This is a genomic window from Hyalangium gracile, from assembly GCF_020103725.1.
GTDB lineage: Bacteria > Myxococcota > Myxococcia > Myxococcales > Myxococcaceae > Hyalangium > Hyalangium gracile.
Genome location: NZ_JAHXBG010000002.1, coordinates 414,780 through 430,207, shown reverse-complemented (window position 1 = coordinate 430,207; position 15,428 = coordinate 414,780). Strand labels below are relative to the sequence as shown.

Here is a 15,428-nt window from a genome sequence, read left to right as displayed (position 1 = left end):
GCATGCGTGACTACCTCCAGAGGCTGAAGGCGCGGCTGGCGCCCTTCGAGAGTCCGTACCTGCGCGCCCTGGGCGATGGCTCCTTCGAGCGGGAGGACTTTGTCGAGACGCAGATCCAGTTCCTCCACGCTGTCGTCTACTTCTCCCGTCCCATGGCGGTGCTGGCGGCGCGGCTGCCGCGCGCGGAGCAGCGGCTCATCCTGCTCGAGAACGTGCGCGACGAGCACGGCGGTGGGGAGCTCTCCGGCAGCCACGAGCACACGTTCCTGACCCTGCTCGAGCGGCTGGGTGTCAGCCGGGCGGAGCTCGATCGGCGTGCTCAGTGGCCCGAGGTGCGTGCGTTCAACTCGACGCTCCTGGGAGTCTGCGCGCACGATGATGTGCCGACGGCGCTCGCCATGCTCGGAGTCATCGAGGACCTCTTCTCCGGCATCTCGGCGCGCATCGGGCGCGGGATTGTGGAGCGAGGCTGGCTCCGAGCGGAGGAGCTGACGCACTACCCGACGCACGAGGTGCTCGATCTGGACCACGCGGAGGGGTTCTACCGGTGCGTCGAGCCGCGCGCCTCGGCGGAACCGCGCGTGGCCTACCAGGTGGAGCAGGGGCTCGAGCTGGGCGCGTACATCTTCCTGCGGCTCTACGAGGATCTCTTCCGCGCCCGCAAGCGGCGGGTCTTCCGAGCGATCTCCGGACCGCACAGCCTCGCGGATGGCTGGGAGCTGCCCTCGCTGGCGCCCCTCAGCGGTCGTGCGTGAGGCTCGCCAGGGAGGGCAGCACTTCCTGGGTGATGGAAGGGCAGGGCGCTACTTGTCGGTAGCGTCCTCGATCTTGTCGCCAGCCTTCTCGATCGTGTCGCCCGCGCCCTCGGCGGCGTCCTTGGCGCCTTCCTCGATCTTCTCGCCCGTGTTCTCGGCCTTGTCCTTGGCGTCCTCACGGGTCTCGCGGTGGCATGCCGTTCCAGCCAGCAGCGTCCCCAGGACCACGGCCCACAATGCCTTCCTCTTCACGTTGGTCTCCTCGTGTAGGCGTTCCGTCACGGGCGAAGGTGCCCGGACGATGCGTGCGGGCAAGCTAGGGACGAATCTGGGAACGGGAAGTGGGGAGCCTGCTCGTCACGCAGATCGCGCAGACGAAGAAGGGGGCGTGCTCCGGCACGCGCCTGTCGGTCAATTCCCTGAAGGCGAGGGCCTGGTTCACCTCGGTGAACAGGTGGTGCTCGTTGAGGAGGGGGGCCCAGGAGGCGCGCAGCTCCGCCACCGTGGCCTGCTCGTAGCCGCAGTTCGACAGGCCGCTGAGGAGCCCGGCATCGGCGATGTCGAAGCCGAGGAGCTCCCAGTCCTCGCCCTCGGATGGCAGAGGGAGCCCGGTCACCGACACCTGGCTGATGGCGATCGTCCAGTGTGCCTGGGCGGCCAGGGGCCCGAGTGAGCGCTGCATCCGCTGGAGGTCGTCCCAGAGCCCGACATGGGGACCCCTCCAGTCGGAATGGTCCTCACCGAAGAGACTGGGCCAGACCGCCGTGTCGACGGACAGCGGCTTTCGCACGTCGGTCCGAAGAAGGTAGGTGCCACGGCGCGCATCATCCCAGGCCGCGCCGGGAGCCATGAACATCTCCCGGGCATCGAACCCCAGGAGGGCCGCATCCACGCCAGGAATCTTCCCGCTCACGGTCTGACCTCACGGAGGAAGTCCCATCGTAGGCAGGTTCAGCCCGAGGTAGCAGTACCTGCCTGGGGGCGCGGGCTACGGAGTGTTGGGGGCTTCATTCGCGGGCACGGTGCGGTGCAGCACCACCACGGCGGACTGGCCCGGCTTGGGCGCGCGCACCATCACCTGCAGCTCGTCCGCTCCGAGGCGGTACACCTGAGGCTCCGTCTCCGCATAGCCCTGCTGGCTCAGCTCCGCGCGGTAGAAGTCCTGCACCTGCTCGGGCGTCGCGGCGACGGCATACGAGAGGGAACGCGCCACCTCCACGTCCGTGCTCAGTACATCCCTGGCACCCGGATACACGGGAGCAATGGGAGACAGCTTCGCTGGAGGCTGCGAGAGATTGGCTTCGCCCAGATAGACGGTGGTGGTGCCGTCCGGGTTGGGCTGGAAGATGGCGGTATAGGAGATGAGCCGTTCGAGATCCAAGGCGGTGATCTGCGGCTCGCGGAAGGGCTGGGCCTGGGTCTCGATGGGAGGGATGTAGAAGCCCCACGCTTCGAAGCGGCGGACGATGTGCTGGAGCAACACCTGGGGCTTCTCGGTGCTGCGCACCGCGCGGAGCTTCACCGGGATGCCACCGGCCTTCATCTCCCCAGGCACGTCCACCACGCCCACCGTCCTGGGCACGTCCCAGGTGAAGGGCAGGCGCTGCGCGGCTGCTTCACTCGCCCATAGCAGCGCCACGAGAGCCATCCAGTTCCACTTCGTGCTGAGCCTCCACATCGTCACCTCTCCGGAGCGGCGCTACTCGGCGCTCCGCTTCTTCTTCTTCCTGGCCTTGGCCGCAGGGGTTCTCTTGTTGTCGGGGCAGCGCCTGGTGCAGCTGCTCATCGCCGCGTCGAACCGGCCCGTGCAGCGCCGGGCGCAGGACTGGAAGCCTTTCGCCCCGGATGAGTCGCTCGCGGCGGGGCAGCGATCCAGACAGCGCTGCATCTCGGCGCTGGCGGAGCTGGTGCACTGGGTCTCGCACTGCTCCTGGTCCGCCAGGGCCACCGGCGCGGCCAGCAACAGGCCGAGCGCCAACCCGACGCTCGAGAGGAAGCGCACCCGATCGAGCCTCATCAGTCGCAGTCCTTTCCAAGGAAGCAGTTCCCGTTGCCCAGGCGCTGCACGTAGGAAATGCCGTAGGGGAAGGTGGAGATGCCGATCATCGAGCCCGGAGAGGTAGGCCAGGCCTCGATGCCCTTCTTGCCCGTGATGAGAGGGATCTGGATGAAGTTCGTCTCCTCGTTGGTGGCGCTCATCCAGAACTGCTGCTCGTTGATGGGCGGAGGCCTGCCCAGCACGGCCTCGGCCAGCTCGTAGGAGCTCTTGGGGATGGGCAGCACCGAGGGCTCATAGACGCCGCGAACCGCCAGATAGAAAGGAGCGTTCAGGCAAGGGACGGGCACATCCTGGGCGATCATGTTGCAGGGCACCGACTCCATCCGCCCGGCCAGGCCCCAGTCATCCACCAGCATCGAGTAGCCCCCCAGGCACGCGCCACCCACGGCCCGCCCGGTGGCGCACACGCGGAGGAAGGCGCCCGAGTTCTCCAGGTTCCGCTTCGTGTAGAGCGCACTCCTGCCACGGTCCAGGAAGGAGCGCGGGAAGCGAATGGCGGTGAGCTCCGCGCTCGCGGAACAGACGGTGCCCTCGTTGTCGCGGTAGATGAGGGACAGCAGCGGGACGGAGCTGCGGAACTCCGGGCCGCGGCCCATGTCACAGGAGACGGTGAGGTTGGCGCCGCGGGTGAAGACCTGGGTGATGTTGCCGCCCGAGGTGACGCTGGTCAGGCCGTTGAAGTCCGCATAGCGCCCCTGGGCATCGGCCGCGGCCCTGCGCATGGAGCCCTTCGCCTCCGAATAGGAGATGGGGATGTTGTGCATCTTTCCCGCGGTCCCGTCCCACAAGGCGGAGACAGCGGCCTCCTGCACCTTGAGCGAGAGGAAGCCCACCTCGGACAGGAAGATGCCGAAGGCGATGATGCTGACCATGACGGTGATGCCCAGGGCGGTCTCCACCATGGCCTGGCCACGAGCGCCTCGCAGCATGCGCGCGGAGTGCATCAGTAGCCTCCGTAGCCCTGCTGGAGCAGGGCCTGGAACGCCTCGGCGTGCACGCCGGCACCCGCGAGGTTCAGCGCCTTGAGCGCATCCTTCGGGCCGTCCTTGTCCACATCCATCGAGACGAGCGTGGCGCGCCAGTAGGGATTGAGGAGGTTGGGCGGTTCGCTCCAGTGGTCGCCGGTGAGGACGGGGATGGAGGCGTCGATGAGGGTGCCTCGGTGGTAGTAGGCGACGCCCGTGGAGAGCCCGACGGCAAGGCTCCGTTTGGGCGCGGCCAGGGAGGCGTCGAATGTCTTGGGGCGTTGGCTTGGGAACGGACTGCGGTAGCGCTCGTTCCACGGGTCCGCGCCTTGCCGGCTGGAGTCCCGCATGATGACGGCAACGTTCTTGGGCTGGCCGAAGTTGTTCCCGCTTCTGGCCACCTGGACCACGTTGTAGTCGAGGAAGGCGGGCCACACACCGGGGCAACTGGAAGGGCCCCCGAGGCAGAAGGTGAGCAAGTGGGAGGAGGGGCTCGAATCCTTGCCATCCATCCACTTGTGCACGGGCGACGGGCCTGCCTTCAGCTCGACCTTGGTCTCATCGGGCCCCACGGAGGCGGACATGACGAGCGGGCAGGGAGCGTTGCCGCCGTGGGCCTGGTGGTTGTACTCCGTGCGGACGGTGCCCTCATCCTCGGCGCTGGCGGCGGGCGCATACGGTGGAAACATCCCGCCCGGGCCGTCCTCGGTGAAGTAGGAGGTGCCGGTTCCAGTGAGGGTGATGGTGTCCGGCGGGGGAATGACCGTCTTCAGCTTGGTCATGTGCGCCTCGTAGTCGGTGCGCTTCGTGGTGAAGCGCCAGCCCCGGCTGCCCATGGCGGCGTTGACGGAGTGGGCCACCGTGAGGGGCAACGGGGTACACACCGCGCCATCGTCCAAGCACAACGCTCCGCCGTTCACCTCATCCTTGGAGACGGAGCCGGCTCCAGGGGGAGCGCTCCACTCGGCCCGGTTTCCACCTTCGGAGATCCGGTCGAGGATGCGTTGGGCGAAGCCCTGATCCTCCAGCTTGTTCTCCAGGCGGAGGAAGACCTCCTGCTGCTCGGCGTACATGGCCATCATGGCCAGCTGCATGAAGAACACCTCGCGCCCAGCCGCCGCGTCCATGCTCTCGAAGAGCTTGTCGACGCGGTCGTCCTCCTTCTGCAGATCGTCCTGGAGCTTCTTCAGATCCTCGAGACCCTTTTTGCCGCACTGGCACATCGGCGGGCAGTGCGTCTCCTTGCACCAGCAGCCGATGTCCTTGTTGGTCTGGTAGGGCTCCTCGGAGTCCTTGAAGGCCTTCTTCGCCGCGTTGATGGCCGAGCGGTAGAACGTGGTCCAGCTGATGATGCTCTGGGCGCCCAGCTGCGCCACGCCGTGGGCGATCTGCGCGCGGTTGAGCACGGCGATGTTGTTGAAGGTGCGCGCGGTGGCCACCGCGTTGGTGAAGGCCGTGGTGTCCGCCACCGTCTGGAGCTCGATGCGCTCACGCACCTTGACGGAGAATGACAGCGTCATCACCACCATGAGCGAGACGAGCAGCACGGTAAGGGCGAACAGCACCAGCGTCTGCCCTCTGCGGGGGGAGCGAGCGCGCATGGGTCACCAGGGGCAGTTCATCGATGCGAAGCGACTGGCCTTGGCCGGAGTCATCATCCGCATGGTGAAGGTGGTCTCGATGGGGAGGACGTACTGCTCGCGCTTGTCTCGGCGCTTCAGCTCCGAGGCCACGGCGTCCGACAGGCGGAAGGAGTCTTTCCTCGAGCGCTCCCAGTTGGCGTCCTTCTCCGCCAGCAGGAGGGGGTTGGCCTTGTGGTACTCCTCCAGGCCCAGGCGCGCGAGGAACATGCGGCTGATCACCCAGTTGGCGAAGGGCACCTTCAGGGGGAACCAGTAGATCATCCGCGTCTCCAGGCGCATGAGGTGGTCTGGGCTGTCGAAGGCGCGATCCTGGGGCGAGGGGACGGGCGCGGGCACGGAATGCTCGTCGACCAGCTCACGGAGGATCCAGACGATGCTGCCGTTGTGGCCCGCATCCTGGGAGGGAAGGAAGCGGTACCCGTTGCGCTTGTACTCGCCGAAGGCGTTGGCCAGCTTCTCCGCGGGGCCTCCTCCAGAGGTGCCCTTGCCCAGGAAGGAGCGGAACGAGGGCAGCAGGGCCAGCACCGCCGTGTCCTGCATCCGGGTGCAGTCCCCGTGAGAGATGCTGCCGGCCCGGGTGGCCTGGAAGACGGCGTAGTGCGCCAGGACTCGCGCGTGGAACGCGAGGAACAGCTGCATCGTGCCCAGGATGAGGAACACCACCAGCGGCAGGGTCAGCGCCGACTCCACCGCGGCCTGTCCAGACTGGCCATTCTCTTTCATGTGCGCGCCGTCCATGCGTGGGAAGGCACCCTACGGGGCGCGCGCGGCCAAGGCGCTTCCACTCGAGGAGTATTCCGTCTGGGGTCTTCGTCCGGCGGTTGAGCTAGGCTCAGCCTCACTCATGAGAGCCTTTCTGTTTGTCTTCATCGCTGCCCTGGTGGGCACTGCCTGCGACTGCAACGGCGGCGAGGAAGTGGAGCCTTCCGATGCCCAGGCTTCGGATCTGTATGGCTGGTGGACGGTGACCGAGCCGGACGGGACGCTGACCGTCTTCGGCTTCGTCCCACGTGCGGATGCGCCCCGAGAGCTCCCCGTCACGGCCGCCGAGGCCACCGGGGACATCTCCGCTGTCTACCGGGGCTCGCGAGGATTCCTGGCGGAGCCTGTCCAGCTCGCCACGTTCACGGTGGAGGACGGGGAGGTGCTGCAGACGGTCATCCGCGACGCGAGCGCGACGGCCGGCACGCAGTTCCGGACGCGCATCCTCGCCCTCACGCGGCAGCGCACGTTGACGCTCCAGTCGGCCAATGCCGCCTCGGGCAGCCGTGCCTTCTCGTGGTCCGCGAGGTGCCCGGCGGCCCTGTCCCACGGCTACTTCGAAGTGCCGGGGCAGTTCTGCAATGCCTACTTCTCCAGCGCCACCTCGATGGTGGTCGACGTGCGAGGCGGCGTCCACGCGGCCAGCTCCGTCAATGGCAAGGAGCCGCCCTGCGCCGTTGGCAGGCTGCCCGTGCCTACCTACAGCCACTTCGCGAGCGCCTGCGGGCCGACGCTGACCCAGCTGCCCGCCTTCCGCTCGTCCGCGATGGCCTCGGAGGGAGACTTCGTCCACCTTGCCTATCAGTCGCTCTCGTCGAACCTCCCGGAGGACTTCCTCCTGTTCTACCGGACGCGCGAGCTGCGCGGCACCTGGAGCGAGGAGCAGGTGGCCGGGCAGGGCCACCCCATTCATCAGATGCGGGTGCTGATGCGCCGGGGGCAGCCGCTCATCCTCGTCAGCCGGACGAACGGCGTCATCGAGCTGTACTCCCGCGACACGGGCTCCTGGAGCCTGGTGCCGACCCTCCTCACCACTGGAGGGCCGCTGCAAGGACAGATGGCGGACGCCACGGTGGATCCGGCCGGCCGGCTGGTGCTGCTGCTGGAGGCGAACCACAAGCTCGCCTACGAGCGCGCGGGAGGCTTCGAGCTGATCGATCTACCCCTGGCCATGGCCACCGGCTTTGGCGGAGGCGTGGCGGTGGACACGAGTGGCCAGGTCCACGTGGCCTATGTGTACGACGAGATCGGCGACAACGCGGATGGGGTCGGCGGGCGTGTCGTCGGAGGCCGGGGCCTCTATGCCTTGTACGACGGCAGGACGTGGACTTCGCATGAGGCGGGGCCCATGGCCTACCCCCGCCTCATCACCCGGCCGGAGGGCCCCTGGCGTGTCGTGCATGCGCTGGACAAGGCAGCGCGGCCGGCGCTCGCGCTGACCGAGGTGGGGCGCGACGGCAGCCTGCGCTCGGAGCTGATCACCGTCGAGAGCTCCTTCGGGCCCGGCAACAGTCCCGAGCCCTTCCACCAGTTCGCGGCCGCCATGGGGCCGGAGGGAACCATCGCCGCCACCTTCATGGGCAATCGCCTCTTCATCCGGCCGCGCGAGGATGAGATCGTCCGCGAGAAGACGAAGCTCACCGTCACGATCGAAGGCCGGGGTGGAGGCCGGGTCCGTTCGGGGGATGGCACCATCGACTGCACCTCTACCTGCACCGTGGACGTGCCCCAGGGCGCGCGCTACCAGCTCTTCTTCGAGCCGGACGGCCAGAGCGCGCTCGACGCCTTCCCGTGCCCCACGAACATCCACGCGCTGTACGGCTACTGCTGGTACGACGTCTTCCCTGGCCTGGCACAGGCCCCTCAGTTCACCGTCAAGTTCCGGCAGTCGCCGGTGGCCTCCGTGCTCCGCGTGGGGGCCGAGGATGGCAGCACCACGGTGAGGCGCCTGGTGGCGCGGGAGGGCCGGCTGGCGGTCGCGGCCTCCACCACCAACGGCAGGTTTCCCTTCGCGGGCCAGGTCGTCAACGTGGGCACGGCGACCGAGCTGCTCGCCGTGCGGGAGACTGACGGCCGCGTCTGGGCCGCGCCGCTGCCCGCGGTGCCGGACGCGGTGGGGCTCAGGGCCGATGGCACGGCCTCCGCGCTCTTCTTCGACAACCGGGGCCTGAGCTTCCCCAGCGGCCCCGCGGGCAGCCAGACGGCGCCCGCGCTCGTCCTGGCCCACTACGCCAACGGGAGCTTCCTGCGGCTGGAGCGTCTGGCGCAGCTGCCTCAGGGCACCGCCGTGTCCGCCGGGGCCGTGGGGGATGACGAGGCCGCGGGGGCCGTCCTCTACAACGGGAGCGGCTTTGGCGCGGTGGGCGTGCCGGAGCTGTCCCTGTTCGTCTACCGCCAGCCGACGGGAAACGTGGTGCTGCGCGGGCTCGACACTCAGGCGCTCGCGGGCTCCACGAACATCACCCTGGACTCTGGCAACGCCGCCGTGAGTGCCCTGACGAAGCTCTTCACCTTCACCGCCGGAGCGCCCACTGGGACGCGAGAGGTGGCCAACGGCCAGCTCCAGCACTTCGTCCTCCGTGGGAACCAGCTCGACTCCTCGTGGAGCTCGTTCCAGGGCGTCCTGGACTTCGGCGGCGGGCCCGTGCGAGGGCAGCAGAGCCCGGCCTACTTCCACGCCGAGCACGGCCTGGATCTGCGGCTGATCTCGGCGAGCGCCGTGGTCCGACCCGAGCTGCAGTACGGCCCCGGCTCCATCTTCCCCGGTCCCTCGGGTCCCGTCTTCCTCACGAACACCTTCCGGGGAGGACTGCAGTACGGCAGCCTGCGAGACCAGGGCTACCTCTTCACCTATGCGGGGGATCTGGCTGGCAACAAGGCCCAGCCCTTCCTGTCCGATCTGGATGGCAACAGCCTCTGGGTCGCCGTGCAGAACCGAGGGACGGTGGACTACGACGTGACTCGGATCAGCTCGCCGTTCCAGACGGTGCTGGTCCAGCTGCGCATTCCGTAGTCCAGCGGGCGGCTCAGTCGTTCGGCCGGAGCAGCGTGATCACCTGGGTGAAGGTCCTATCCCCATTGGGGGTGGTGATCAGCACGCCTCTCACGCCCAGGTAGGCGCCCGTGCCGGCTCCCCGATGTTCTGCCCGGCCTCGTTCAGCAGCGGCTGATCGAAGACGAACATGTCACCCGGCGAGTCACCGGGCGCGCCCAGGTCCACGGGCGAGGCAATGCCACTGCGGGCATCCGCGATCGTCCTCAGCGTCCAGGGTTCATCTGCCCGGGCGGTACCACAGCCCAGCATCGGGAGGGTCAAGACAGCCAGGAGCACGCCTTTGCGCATCATGTTGCTTCCTCGGGGTAGGGGGCCGAGGCGCTGTGAAGCTCGCGCCTCTACGCGGCCGTGGGGACTTCCACCGGGGCGATCATCTTCAACTTCCGAGCCACGGTGAACCCCGCTGCGCAAGTCTAGAAACCCACTCCCTGGAGCCAGGTCCTGACGTGTCGCCGCCGGGGCGTGACATGTCAGCGCCCTGGGCTGACAGACCGGGAAGGCGTCCGCAGGTGCACTTTCGAGAAGGAGCGAGGGCTCAAGCCGATTGCTGGGTGAGGCTGGGCGGAGGAGGGTGGAGCCGAACATGGCCAACTTGTGGTTTGTCGTCGTCGGCGTCCTCCTCATCTTCATGGCCCTCTCGGGCGCGCTTCTCAAGCGGCTGCCCTTGTCCTCGTCGTTGGTGTACCTGGTGGCGGGGTATGGGCTGGGCCGCCTGGGCGCCGCCTCGCTCGCCCCGTTGAAGCACATGCACCTGCTGGAGCGCGTGTCGGAGGCGGCCGTCATCATCTCGCTCTTCGCGGCGGGGCTGAAGCTGCGGCTTCCGCTTCGGGACAGGGCGTGGCGGCTGCCTCTGCGCCTGGCGTTTGGCGCCATGGCGTTGACCGTGGCGCTGCTCACCCTGGGAGGCCTCTTCCTGGGCCTGCCGTTGGGGGCCGCCGTCCTGCTGGGAGCGGTGTTGGCTCCCACGGATCCTGTCCTCGCCTCGGAGGTCCAGGTGACGCACTCCACGGACACGGACCGGCTCCGCTTTGGGCTCACGGGCGAGGCGGGGCTCAACGATGGCACGGCCTTTCCCTTCGTCATGCTCGGGCTGGGGCTGCTGGGCCATCATGCGCTCGGCACGAACGCGTGGCGGTGGGTGGCCGTGGATGTCCTGTGGGCGGTGACGGGAGGGCTGCTCATTGGCTGGGGGCTGGGCGGGGCGGTGGGCAGACTGGTGGTGTTCCTGCGACGGGTGCACAAGGAGGCGGTGGGCCTGGACGACTTTCTCGCGCTGGGCCTCATCGCGCTGGCGTATGGCGTGTCCCTCTGGGTCCACGCCTATGGGTTCCTCGCCGTGTTTGCCGCGGGCCTCTCCTTGCGGCGCATGGAGGCGCGCACCTCTGGAGCGCGAGCCCCCGAGGACGTCATGGCCATGGCCGTCTCGGGGCGGGCCGAGGAGGTGGCCGTTCACCCGGAGACGGCTTCGGCCTACATGACCCAGGCGGTGCTGGGCTTCACCGAGCAGCTCGAGCGGATGGGCGAGGTGGCCCTCATGCTCATGGTCGGCATCATGCTGGCCACCGTGGGCTTCGCGTGGGAAGGAATAGCCCTGACGTGTCTGCTGCTGTTCGGGGTACGCCCCGTCTCGGTAGCGCTCCTCACCATGGGCACGGGTATCTCCACCCGACAGCGCGCGCTCATCGCCTGGTTCGGTATCCGGGGGATTGGCTCGCTGTACTACCTGTTCTACGCCCTCACGCACGGCATGGAGCCCACGCTGGGAGAGCGGCTGACGCGCTTCGTCCTCGCCGCGGTGGCCATCTCCGCGGTCCTGCATGGCGTCTCGGCGACGCCGCTCATGACGTGGTACTCCCGGAGGAACTAGCGCAGCTCACGTCACTCGGAGTCGAGGGCCAGCTCCGCCTCCCACCGACCGCCGACCTTGCTCAGCAGTCGCAAGGGCACCCCGCTTGACGGTGTCCAGCCAGAGGTCCGCCTCCCGATCGTCGATGGCGTTGTCCAGTACGAACGCGTGCATATCTCCTCGGTCCCGGTGCTCCCCTCGAGTTGGGGCGCCCGTCATGGATTTTGCTTGGGGCCTGACGTCGGAGGATGCCTGCGCTCGGGAGGGATGAAAGGCAGATAGCAGGTGTCCTTGAACAGCTGACCGCCGAGGGTCTGGCATACCTCAGGATCACCAGTGGTCTCCGCCCAGCACGCTCCGTTGAGCGCCACCAGTCCCTTGCGAGGGCAGCGGCCCTTCTCATCCGTCCGCACCTGACCGGGAACGGGCTGGGGTAGTGGGCTCGCGCTCATCGCCTCCTCAGTGGCTGCCGAGGGTGGTAGCTCCGAGGCCACGGTCGTTGCGGCATCGCCCAACCCTGCTGTCCCAACATCCGCTGACGCAGCCTCCGAATGTTGCACCTGTGCAACGGCAGTCTCCTCCAGGGGCTTGCCTGGAAGGGACCACCAGCCCCACACGGCTGCCGCCATGCCAGCTGCTGCCACAGCCACCCAGCGCCAGTCAGGCCACGGGAGCGCCCGCATCCTGGTGGTCTCCGTCAGATGTCTGGAACGGCCTGACCGAAAGGGGCGGAGGGTCTGTTCCAGCTCCTCCGCCAGTTGCGCCGCGGTCCCCCGTTGCTCAGGGTGCACCGAGAGCAGGCGCAGCGTGATGGCGCGCAAAGAGGGATCGACGTGGGGATGGCGCAGGAGGGTGGGGGGAAGGGGCAAGTCCCGCAGGTGCCAGGTGCCGTGCTCGTCTCGGAAGGGCTCGGGGGGCTGCGGGTACTCATCGCTGAGGAGCCGGCAGGCCGTGACGCCCAGGGCATAGAGGTCATCGGCGGCAGAGGGAGCGTAGCGGGCCGTGGAGGAGCCGTAGTTCCGTACCTCGAAGAGCCAGGACTCCGGGGAGCGGTAGACGGGAGTTCCTGGAAATGCCAGGGCTGGAGTGAGGGGCGCGGCACCCGGATAGAGGCCCGTGCCGAAGTCCAGGAGCATGGCCCTGCCGTCAGCGTAACTCACCCGGATGTTGTCGCCCTTGAGGTCTCGGTGGAGGGCACCCTGGGCATGGAGGACAGCCAGGGCCTGGGCCACCTGGGCCAGCCAGCGCCGCACCTGGGTTGGAGCGGGAGGGTGGAGTCGGGCCTGATCATACAAGGAGAGGCCGTCGACCCACTGCATGACGAGGAAGGGATGAAGAGCTCCGGAGGGAGAGCGCCAGGAGCCCTGGTCCAGCAGGCAAGGGATGCTGGGGTGGAGGCAGCGGGAGAGGAGCTCCGCCTCGCGGGCGAAGCGAGGGTCTCCAGGATGCAAGGCGAGCTTGAGGGCCACCGGAGCGGCGAGCGGACGCAGCAGGGGAACCGCCCGGTAGACAGCGCCATGCACGCCGCAGCCGGCCCAGGCCTGCACGCGCCATGTGCCCACCACTGTGCCCGGAGGGAGCAGGGCGGGAGAGCATGCGAGGTGGGACGGTGAGGTCATGGCCTGCGGTTTGAGTGGAGAAGGGTCTGCGGAAGGAGCCTACTCGTCCCTACCGGGCTGGGGGAGCAGAGGCGTACCGCGTCGGGCCGAACGGTCGGACTGTCGTAAGAGTTCGGTCGGATTTACATCGGTCCGACCGGTCGGACTGTCGTAAGAGTTCGGTCGGATTTACATCGGTCCGACCGGTCGGACTGTCGTAAGGGACCGTTCGGAATTGCGTCGGGCCGAACGGTCGGACTGCCGTAAGCACCTCCGGCAGTGGCGAGCCCTGAACCGGTGCCCGTCTCCCGCGCTTCCCAACTCTTCCAGGCTCACCGGGATTGGGGCTGATCTAGGCTGCCGCCCCGTCATCGTCCCTCACCCCACGAGGTCTCTGTCATCATGAGGATCGGCTCCGAGAACACGCCTCACCGCACGATGTCCCCGAGCGGCACCACCCCGAACACCCCCCAGACCCGGGCCGCCACGGGCAGCACGGGCTCCGCCAACACGCCCGGCTGGCAGAATCCCGTCGCGCTCGCCGGAGCGACCTGGCTGCGAATGCCCAACTTCTCGAGCCAGGCCTATGTCGGGGACACCAAGGCGGAGCTCGATCTGGGCCACGGCGAGAAGTTCGAGCTCACCCGCTTCAACACCAAGGTGAACGAGGTGAAGTTCTCCCAGCAACCGGGAGTGGCGCAGGACGTGAGCTTCAACAAGTCCCCGCTCGATCCCCGGGAGCCGCTCGCGCCCAACGAGCAGGCGGGTGTCTTCCTGGGTTGGAAGAGCGGCAAGGGCGAGCTGATGAACCTGGGGCAGGCCTCCGAGAACACGCGCCTCTTCGTCACGGCTCCCATGAACGGATGCGCCCTCATCGTGGGAGGCCCCGGCGACGGCCCCACGGTGATGCACGCCAACTACGACAGCGACACCCTGCGCTCGAGCGTGAAGCACGCGGACCAGCTCGCCGTGTACACGGAGGCCTACAAGAAGATCTCCGATCAGGCTGTGGCGGGCGGCCACATCCCCCCGGAGAACAAGGTGGTGTTCGATCCGAGCAAGTACCTGAAGGAGGGCTCGGGGGTGAGCGCGATCTCCGTCTTCGGCATCAAGGGAGAGGATGGGAACTGGACGCTGCACTACAACGCCCGGCGGCAGACCAACGAGACGATCGAACCTGGATGGTTCGGGAAGCTGCTGGGGCAGAAGCCCCAGATCCGCACTCGCACCGAGCTCGTCACCGGAGAGATCTGGCCGAACCCTGACTTCTCGGCCCTGGAGCCCCGCTGAGCGTCAGCGCTTCAGCTTGTAGCGCAGCCACACCAGGTCGCCTTTGCGCTTCTCGAAGGAGACCAGCTTGAGGGGGCGAACGGGTCCCTTTCCCTCTCTCGCATCGAAGAGCGACGGGGTGCCGATGGCCCCGTCCGCGATGGGCGCCACCAGCACGCTCAGCTCGTCGATGAGGTCCGCGGCGAGGAACGAGCCGTTGATCTTCCCTCCGCCCTCGAGGAGCAGCTTCTGGATGCCGAACTCCTTCCGGAGCTTCGCGAGCACCCGCTTCAGGTTCAGGTCCGTCTTGCCGCCGAACAGGTAGGAGACGCCCTTGGACTGAAGGAAGGCCAGGTAGTCGTCCGAGACCTGCTCGGTGAGGACGGTGATCACATGCTCCTCGTCGATGGAGCTCGACCTCCAGGTGAGCTTGCCGGAGGGGTCCAGGGCGATGGCGTAGGACTCCGCATCGCGCCTCGCGATGAAGTCCGTTCTGGGAATGGGGGTGGACACCTTGCGCGCCGGGACCTTCGTCTTCCCGGCGTAGGGTTCCATGGAGATCCGGCCGACCATCCACGCGTCGGCGTCAAAGGTCTGGGCCGTTTGGTCGTACTCGGCCAGGGTGCCCGGCGGTAGCTTCCAGCGCGTGGGGACAATCCGCCCGTCGATGGAGGGGACCATGTGGCAGATCACGTACGGCCGCTTCGCACCATTCATCCGTCAGAGCCTCATCGAGAAGTCGAGTCGCGGCGAGCCTACCGCGCTGGAGCTTGGCTGAGCACATGGAGCGACGGAGTGCCGGAGACCGCCGGCACCAGCCGGGCACCCTGCTCCCAGCCGAGCGGGGCCCGCGGGCTTACAGCCGAGGCAGACAGGCAATGCCGCTGATGGAGCCGTAGACCGTCCAGGCCGAGTCCAGGACGACGTAGTTGCGGTCCGCGTAGCAGGTCTTCAAGTAGAAGCGCCCGAAGGCCGGACCGAAGCCAACTTGGATGAGCGATCCGTCCTGGTAGATGAAGGTGTAGGGGGTGTTGCTGGCCCCAACGAAGCTGTTGATGGAGTCCTGCGCGGTGTACGTGGGGAAGAAGGGTCCGGTGAGCGAGTTGCAGTTGCTCCGGATCAAGCCGTCCTGGCACTGGAAGTAGAAGTGCTCGCTGGCGGGACCAAATCCCGAGGCGAAGAAGGTTTGATACCCGTTCAGGTAGACCCGAGTCGCCCAGGTCGAGCCCTGGCTCGCCGTCGCCCAGTAGTTGATCAGGGCCTGCTTGCCGAAGAAGGGCCCTTCGGCGCTCTGGGCCGCGGCGCTCTGCGCGAGGAAGAGGGACAGGAGCAGGGAGGCGGGGAGGGGGGAGAAGCGCTTGATCGTCGACGTTTTCATCAGCCCGGGTTCCTTTCACTGACTTCGCTGCGTTCAAAAGGAGCGGCAGCACTCTTGCGCTGCCGCTGAGCAGGGCGTGAAGGAGGCGACGCTGAGTG

At 67.7% G+C, this 15,428-nt stretch carries 15 protein-coding genes; 4 read left to right on the top strand and 11 right to left on the bottom strand.

Annotation, left to right across the window (positions count from 1 at the left end; translation table 11 throughout):
• Positions 1-2: 2 nt before the first annotated feature.
• Positions 3-755: a TenA family transcriptional regulator gene (locus tag KY572_RS05375; RefSeq protein ID WP_224241110.1), complete on the top strand. Its 753-nt coding sequence runs from the start codon at positions 3-5 to the stop codon at positions 753-755.
• 48 nt (positions 756-803) lie between these two features.
• Here the strand turns inward: KY572_RS05375 and KY572_RS05370 are convergent, their stop codons facing one another.
• The 7 genes from KY572_RS05370 to KY572_RS05340 all read right to left on the bottom strand — a co-directional run bounded on the left by KY572_RS05370 (position 804) and on the right by KY572_RS05340 (position 6,145).
• Entirely contained in the window at positions 804-1,007 is a 204-nt protein-coding gene (locus KY572_RS05370; protein WP_224241109.1) for a YtxH domain-containing protein, read from the bottom strand.
• Between the two features lie 64 nt (positions 1,008-1,071).
• The gene (locus KY572_RS05365) at positions 1,072-1,668 is read right to left on the bottom strand and encodes a hypothetical protein (RefSeq protein WP_224241108.1); all 597 of its coding nucleotides are present in this window, start codon (positions 1,666-1,668) and stop codon (positions 1,072-1,074) included.
• 75 nt (positions 1,669-1,743) lie between these two features.
• On the bottom strand, positions 1,744-2,433 hold the full coding sequence (locus tag KY572_RS05360; protein WP_224241107.1) for a hypothetical protein: 690 nt from the start codon (positions 2,431-2,433) through the stop codon (positions 1,744-1,746).
• A 21-nt stretch (positions 2,434-2,454) separates the two neighbouring features.
• Positions 2,455-2,772 (bottom strand): hypothetical protein, encoded by a 318-nt coding sequence (locus KY572_RS05355; protein WP_224241106.1) that lies wholly within the window; start codon positions 2,770-2,772, stop codon positions 2,455-2,457.
• The gene (locus tag KY572_RS05350; protein ID WP_224241105.1) at positions 2,772-3,758 is read right to left on the bottom strand and encodes a pilus assembly protein; all 987 of its coding nucleotides are present in this window, start codon (positions 3,756-3,758) and stop codon (positions 2,772-2,774) included. Before KY572_RS05350 ends, KY572_RS05355 begins: the two co-directional genes overlap by 1 nt.
• Positions 3,758-5,380 (bottom strand): pilus assembly protein, encoded by a 1,623-nt coding sequence (locus KY572_RS05345; RefSeq protein ID WP_224241104.1) that lies wholly within the window; start codon positions 5,378-5,380, stop codon positions 3,758-3,760. Before KY572_RS05345 ends, KY572_RS05350 begins: the two co-directional genes overlap by 1 nt.
• A 3-nt stretch (positions 5,381-5,383) precedes the next feature.
• Positions 5,384-6,145, bottom strand: a complete 762-nt coding sequence (locus KY572_RS05340; RefSeq protein WP_224241103.1) for a TadE family protein — start codon at positions 6,143-6,145, stop codon at positions 5,384-5,386.
• 121 nt (positions 6,146-6,266) lie between these two features.
• Here KY572_RS05340 and KY572_RS05335 point away from each other — a divergent pair, with 121 nt between their 5' ends.
• The gene (locus KY572_RS05335) at positions 6,267-9,197 is read left to right on the top strand and encodes a hypothetical protein (RefSeq protein WP_224241102.1); all 2,931 of its coding nucleotides are present in this window, start codon (positions 6,267-6,269) and stop codon (positions 9,195-9,197) included.
• A gap of 90 nt (positions 9,198-9,287) precedes the next feature.
• On the opposite strand, the gene KY572_RS05330 is transcribed toward KY572_RS05335, so the two are convergent.
• Positions 9,288-9,530 (bottom strand): hypothetical protein, encoded by a 243-nt coding sequence (locus KY572_RS05330; protein WP_224241101.1) that lies wholly within the window; start codon positions 9,528-9,530, stop codon positions 9,288-9,290.
• A gap of 292 nt (positions 9,531-9,822) precedes the next feature.
• On the opposite strand from KY572_RS05330, the gene KY572_RS05325 reads away from it, so the two are divergent.
• Positions 9,823-11,106 (top strand): cation:proton antiporter, encoded by a 1,284-nt coding sequence (locus tag KY572_RS05325; protein WP_224241100.1) that lies wholly within the window; start codon positions 9,823-9,825, stop codon positions 11,104-11,106.
• Between the two features lie 194 nt (positions 11,107-11,300).
• Here the strand turns inward: KY572_RS05325 and KY572_RS05320 are convergent, their stop codons facing one another.
• On the bottom strand, positions 11,301-12,704 hold the full coding sequence (locus KY572_RS05320) for a serine/threonine-protein kinase (RefSeq protein ID WP_224241098.1): 1,404 nt from the start codon (positions 12,702-12,704) through the stop codon (positions 11,301-11,303).
• 381 nt (positions 12,705-13,085) lie between these two features.
• On the opposite strand from KY572_RS05320, the gene KY572_RS05315 reads away from it, so the two are divergent.
• A complete protein-coding gene (locus KY572_RS05315) occupies positions 13,086-13,973 on the top strand; it encodes a hypothetical protein (protein ID WP_224241097.1) in 888 nt (295 codons plus the stop codon).
• A gap of 3 nt (positions 13,974-13,976) precedes the next feature.
• Here KY572_RS05315 and KY572_RS05310 read toward each other — a convergent pair whose 3' ends face one another.
• Entirely contained in the window at positions 13,977-14,669 is a 693-nt protein-coding gene (locus KY572_RS05310; RefSeq protein WP_224241096.1) for a RibD family protein, read from the bottom strand.
• A gap of 139 nt (positions 14,670-14,808) precedes the next feature.
• Positions 14,809-15,330 (bottom strand): hypothetical protein, encoded by a 522-nt coding sequence (locus KY572_RS05305; protein ID WP_224241095.1) that lies wholly within the window; start codon positions 15,328-15,330, stop codon positions 14,809-14,811.
• Positions 15,331-15,428 lie beyond the last annotated feature (98 nt).